The organism is Candidatus Thiosymbion oneisti (genome assembly GCF_900092655.1).
Lineage (GTDB): Bacteria > Pseudomonadota > Gammaproteobacteria > Chromatiales > Chromatiaceae > Thiosymbion > Thiosymbion oneisti.
Map to the genome: position 1 here is coordinate 1 of NZ_FLUY01000001.1, position 4,928 is coordinate 4,928.

5 protein-coding genes are annotated in these 4,928 nt (G+C 63.6%); all 5 read right to left on the reverse strand.

Features of this window, described 5'->3' with window-relative positions:
- On the reverse strand, positions 1 to 246 hold a 246-nt coding region (locus tag BQ17_RS00005), incomplete at its 3' end, for an ATP-binding cassette domain-containing protein (RefSeq protein WP_141699005.1).
- Entirely contained in the window at positions 239 to 1,486 is a 1,248-nt protein-coding gene (locus BQ17_RS00010) for a lipoprotein-releasing ABC transporter permease subunit (protein ID WP_089723712.1), read from the reverse strand. The genes BQ17_RS00005 and BQ17_RS00010, both read right to left, overlap by 8 nt.
- A gap of 20 nt (positions 1,487 to 1,506) precedes the next feature.
- Complete coding sequence (locus BQ17_RS00015; RefSeq protein ID WP_089723713.1) at positions 1,507 to 2,760, reverse strand: ammonia-forming cytochrome c nitrite reductase subunit c552; 1,254 nt, start codon at positions 2,758 to 2,760, stop codon at positions 1,507 to 1,509.
- 17 nt (positions 2,761 to 2,777) lie between these two features.
- The gene (locus BQ17_RS00020) at positions 2,778 to 3,731 is read right to left on the reverse strand and encodes a TolB-like translocation protein (protein ID WP_089723714.1); all 954 of its coding nucleotides are present in this window, start codon (positions 3,729 to 3,731) and stop codon (positions 2,778 to 2,780) included.
- Between the two features lie 141 nt (positions 3,732 to 3,872).
- A partial coding sequence (locus BQ17_RS00025; RefSeq protein WP_218067978.1) for a FlgD immunoglobulin-like domain containing protein occupies positions 3,873 to 4,928 on the reverse strand: 1,056 nt, incomplete at its 5' end.

The following is a 4,928-nucleotide window of genomic DNA, read 5'->3' on the forward strand; positions in this document are numbered from 1 at the left end:
CGTGCGTTCCGATAGGGAGGCCGCGTCCTGCCCTTCCCAGTAGACCTTGCCGGCCGAAGGCCGCTCCAAGGCCCCCAAGCAGTGCAGCAGCGTGCTCTTGCCCGAGCCGGACACACCGACTACCGCCACCCGTTCGCCGGCATGGATCCTCAGATCGACCCGGCGCAGGACCGCAACCTCCTGGGGCCCCTGACGAAAGGTCTTTGCCAGTCCCACGGCCTCGAGCACCGGTGCCCCTTCATTCATAGCGCAGGGCCTCGGCGGGATCGGTGCGGGCCGCGCGCCAGGCCGGGTAGAGGGTCGCCAGCACGGACATGAGAAAGGCCCCGGCCGCCACCCAGGCGATGTCCCGGGCCCGCAGGTCCGAGGGCAACTTGCTGATATAGTAGATGTTGGGGTCCAGGAAGTGGACACCGAACAGGCCCTCGATTCCCGCCACAATGGGCTCCACATTGAGCGCCAGCGCGATCCCCCCGCCGATGCCCAACAGGGTCCCTACGGCACCGATGGTCGTGCCTTGGACCATGAAGATCGCCATGATGCGGGCCGGTGAGGCCCCCAGGGTACGCAGGATGGCGATGTCGGGCCGTTTGTCGGTCACCACCATCACCAGGGTCGAAACGATGTTGAAGGCCGCAACCGCTACGATCAAAAACAGGATGATGCTCATCATGCGCTTCTCGGTGCGCAGGGCGGCGAAGAAGTTCCGGTGGTGCTGGGTCCAATCGATGACCCGATAGGTCCCACCCAGATCATAGGCGATGTCCCGGACCAGCCGCGGCGCCTCGAACAGATCCGTGAGCTTGAGTCGCACCCCGGTGACACCCGAGCCCAGCCGCATGAGCTTGGCGGCGTCCTCAAGGTGCAGAAAGCCAGCATGGCGATCATAGTCCGACATGCCGGCGGCAAACAGGCCACTGACGGTACAGGCCTTGAGCCGGGGCATGATGCCGATGGGGGTGGCACTCACCTGGGGCGTCACCACCGTGACCCGGTCGCCGACCCCGACCCCGAGATAGGCCGCCAGCTCCCGGCCGAGGATGACCCTGAACTTTCCGGCGACCAGATCGTCCATATCGCCCTGAATCATATCCCGGCGCAGCTCGGCCACCTGGTCCTCTTCCCGCGGCAGGATTCCCCGCAGCTGGGCCCCGCTCACATCGGAGCCGTTCGCCAGCATCGCCTGCAACTCGACGAACGGAGCGGCCCCGATCACCGATTCGTGCTTCCGTACCCGCTCCAGCAGGTCCGGCCAATCGGACATGTCGCCATAGGGATTGGACAAGGTGGCATGTGAGGCCATCCCCAGGATGCGCGCCTGGATCTCGGTGTGAAAGCCGTTCATGACGGAAAGCACCACGATCAGGGCCACGATACCCAGCATGATGCCGAGCATCGAGATCAGGGAGATGAAGGAGATGAAGTGATTCCGCCGTTTGGCACGGGTATAGCGCAGACCGACGAAAAGGGACAGCGGGCGAAACATGACGGACGATTATACTCCTCTCATCGGTAGTGACGCTCAAAGGCGGCTTGCAGCCACTCCGTTTGCCGGTCGGCGTGGCAGGTACCCTTGGCGCAGCTACTCGGGACACCATATTGCGCGGTATCCGAGGGCGGGATAATGCCCGGATGATGGGTGTGGAGACTGAACCTGCCGCCGTTCTTGGCGGTGCGGGGCATATGGCAATCGACACAGGTGACTCCTGCCTGGTCGCCGCAGACGACATGATCCGCATTGCGCTCCGGGTGATGGTAGAAGGCACCTGGCTCGTGACAGTCGTCGCATTCGAGGCGCAGCCTGTCCAAACCACCATGGACCTGGTGGCAAACGGCACAGGTGATACCGTGCTCGACTGCATCCAAGGTGTGTTTACGGTGAGGGTCGATAGCGGCCTCGGCGGCGTGGCAGCGCAGGCAATCGGAGGTCACCTGTCCGTAGCGGCCGTCATACCCCTCCTTCAGGTGCCTGAGGCTGTCGGCATGTCCTCCCCGTCGCCAGGCAGCGTACTCCTGGTGGCGCTTATATTCACGGCCGTTGCCCCACCAGGCGGCGGAGGTCTGACCGGGCGTGGGTTCGGTCGTTCGGAAGTAGTCTGCCAAGGGCGCGCCGGGCCGGTAGCCCACCGGGAAGAAGTGCCGGCCGTCGGTAGAACGCCCACGGGTATGGCATTGACCGCAGACCTGGGCGTCGAGGGTGGCGGCGATCGCGCCCAACCCCAGGGTGGTACGGTGCCAACTGCCGGGTCCGTGGCAGGACTCGCAGCCGATACCGGGCTCGACGAATTCACCGGTTTCCACATTCAGCCCGACGGTGTGGCAGCCGTGACAGCGCCGCCGGGGGACGGGGACCTGCCAGCCGTCCCAACCCTTAATCTTCCACTCACCCGCAGCGACCAGCCAGGCACCGGGCAGCAAGGTCTCCGTCTTACCGTCGTGGCCCATGAATTGCTGCTCCCAACGGCTGCCGATGGCCCACACGGCCTGTTTGGGGTCGAACGGCATATCCTCGGCATTGAAATCGGCGACCACCACGCCTTCTTGATCGACCCGGCGCATCATCTTGGAATGGTGGCTGGCGTGCCAGCCTGCGTATTCGCTCCGATGGCAACTGCTGCAGGCAGCGGAGCCAACATAGGTGGCGTCTTCCGGGATCGGTGCCTGGCGGACGATGACAAGGGCCCCGATGGAGACGGCGAGCACACCAAGACCCAGGACCCGGATCAAAGACCTGTGGCGGCGGCGTCCCGGTGCCTGCATGGGGCTACCGACGGTACTCAGTCTGCAACGGCGCGCCAGTCCGGGTCCTTGAGCTGGATCCCGGAGTCCGGACCGAATGGGTTGTAGGGCCGGATCTCGCCGGTGTCGATGCGGACCAGGGAGAGGCCGGAGCGACCCTTCCGGGTGTGGGTGAAGAGGATGCGCGAACCGTCCGGGGACCAGGCCGGCCAGGTCTTGTCACCCGGACCATCGGTAATTCGATGCAAATCGGTGCCCGCGTTACTGGTAGTCCAGAGCTCGTAGCGGCCGGTGCGGTTCGATGAAAAGGCGATCCGGCTGCCGTCCGGAGACCACCGGGGATGGATGTCGCCGGCGTTCGACAGCAGCAGTTGCCCTGCCCTCCCGGTGCCGAGCTCCAGGGTCCAGAGCTGCTGGACCACACTGACCCGGCCGCGGTAGGGCATGACGGTGAGCCAAGAAGTATAGGCCAGTCGGCGCCCGTCCGGCGCGACAGCCGGGAAATCCTGGATGCCGGTCTGCTCGATGAGGGGGGTGATTGCAGCCGGATCGCCGCCGGTCAGCTTGATGGTGGACTGCTCCTCGCCGCCCTTGAAGGTGAAGTGGACGAGGACCAGCGCGCCGGTCCGTGGATTCCAGGCGGGACGCACGGCATAACCCGACCCGACCGCAACGGATCGGCAAGCCCCTGCCCCTGTAATGGGACAGACCTGGAGCCCGCCGCCGGTGATCTCGAAGGCAACCCATTTACCGTCCGGTGATAGCCGTGGTGCGCCCTGGTCGCCGGCGAGCGGCTGCGCCGGTATCGGCCGCGGCGGCGCATCCGGTTCGGATTGATGATAGAGCCGCCAGACGCCGTCCCGGAGGGCCGAGAACACAAGCGCGGCATGGACATTTGCTGCGGCGCTCAGGACCAAGGCGATGACCGCCGCACCGCGGTACAGTGTCCGGCTTGAGGACCCGGTACGGATGCTCTCGACTATCGGTAACATTGAGAACGAAACGATCTGTGAGAACCTGAGTCATCCGGGGACAGAAAAGACAATATAATCATCTGTGACCAATTTGCGTTGATTCGCGTTCATTTACGGCGAAAAACAATTCCCGATGGAAAACCAAAGGAAACGGCATGATTATCTCGACGCTATTTCTGCAAGGATAATCTTCCGGCTGGCGACGCCGACCTGGCCTTTGAAGCTGGAGATATTCACAGTCAGGATGTGCTCGCCGGGGGGGAACTGTTGCAGCTCCCATTTCCAATTCAACGGTAGATAGCTCCGCTCGGCCTCGGCGAAGAATTGGCTGTCGACGAAGAGCAGGACCTCGAACTGGTCCGCCAGCAACCGGGGCTTGTCCTCCTCCGCGACATCGATACGCACCTGGAGGGCTCGCTTCACCGCCAGCACCGTACCGGCCTCCGGGAAATCGGGAAAGGTCAGCTTGACCTGAGGGGCACGCGCCCAGGCGGGCGGGACGAGGAAATCGGGACGGAAACCTTGCTCGGTGTCCGAAATACGGGGGCGCTCCGGTTTCCGTGGGCGGTCCTTGCCCCGGCCGAGCCTGTATTCCCGATAACTCTCATCCTGGTTGCCATAGGTAATTACCGTCGCCTCGGGTAAGGTGGCATAGGTCACCAGGGCACTGAAATCTTTCTGGCCCTGCAACTTGACCAACTGGTCCTGATCGAATCCGTCCCAATACTCGTTGACATTGCCGGCCGGTCTCGGCTTCCAATCCACCAGGGTGCGATACATGGGGCCATTGCGGATACCCAGCCGGATCAGGACGCGGGCCGGTGCCGGGAGCTGGTAGCTGACGGTCCCGGATGAATCGAAGCTGACATCCGTCAGGTCGCCCACCTCGCCGCCGGAGAAGGTAGTGGGGTCATAGACGGCACCATCGGCAGCCTCGATGACAAAGGTGTAGGCCTCATCGGGTACGATCTTGCCGCTGTCGTCACGGCCGTCCCAGATATGTTGTGTACGACCGACCGCTTGGTCCGCACCCTCGACCAAGGTTCGGACCAAACCACCATCCGGGTCAAAGATCCGGATCTTGACCTGAGTGGATTTGGCTAAGTGTCGGGTCCCGGATGATTGCATAGGATCTAAGATTGGGTCATTGTTGCGTGCCCGAGAGGTCATGGAGCTCCTGGTGGCCCCATCCGTAGCGGAGAACGCGCAATGAAC

Coding starts and splice junctions, on each gene's coding strand:
- BQ17_RS00010 (WP_089723712.1), bottom strand. CDS start 1,486: ATGTTTCGCCCGCTGTCCCTTTTCGTCGGTCTGCGCTATACCCGTGCC.
- BQ17_RS00015 (WP_089723713.1), bottom strand. CDS start 2,760: ATGCAGGCACCGGGACGCCGCCGCCACAGGTCTTTGATCCGGGTCCTG.
- BQ17_RS00020 (WP_089723714.1), bottom strand. CDS start 3,731: ATGTTACCGATAGTCGAGAGCATCCGTACCGGGTCCTCAAGCCGGACA.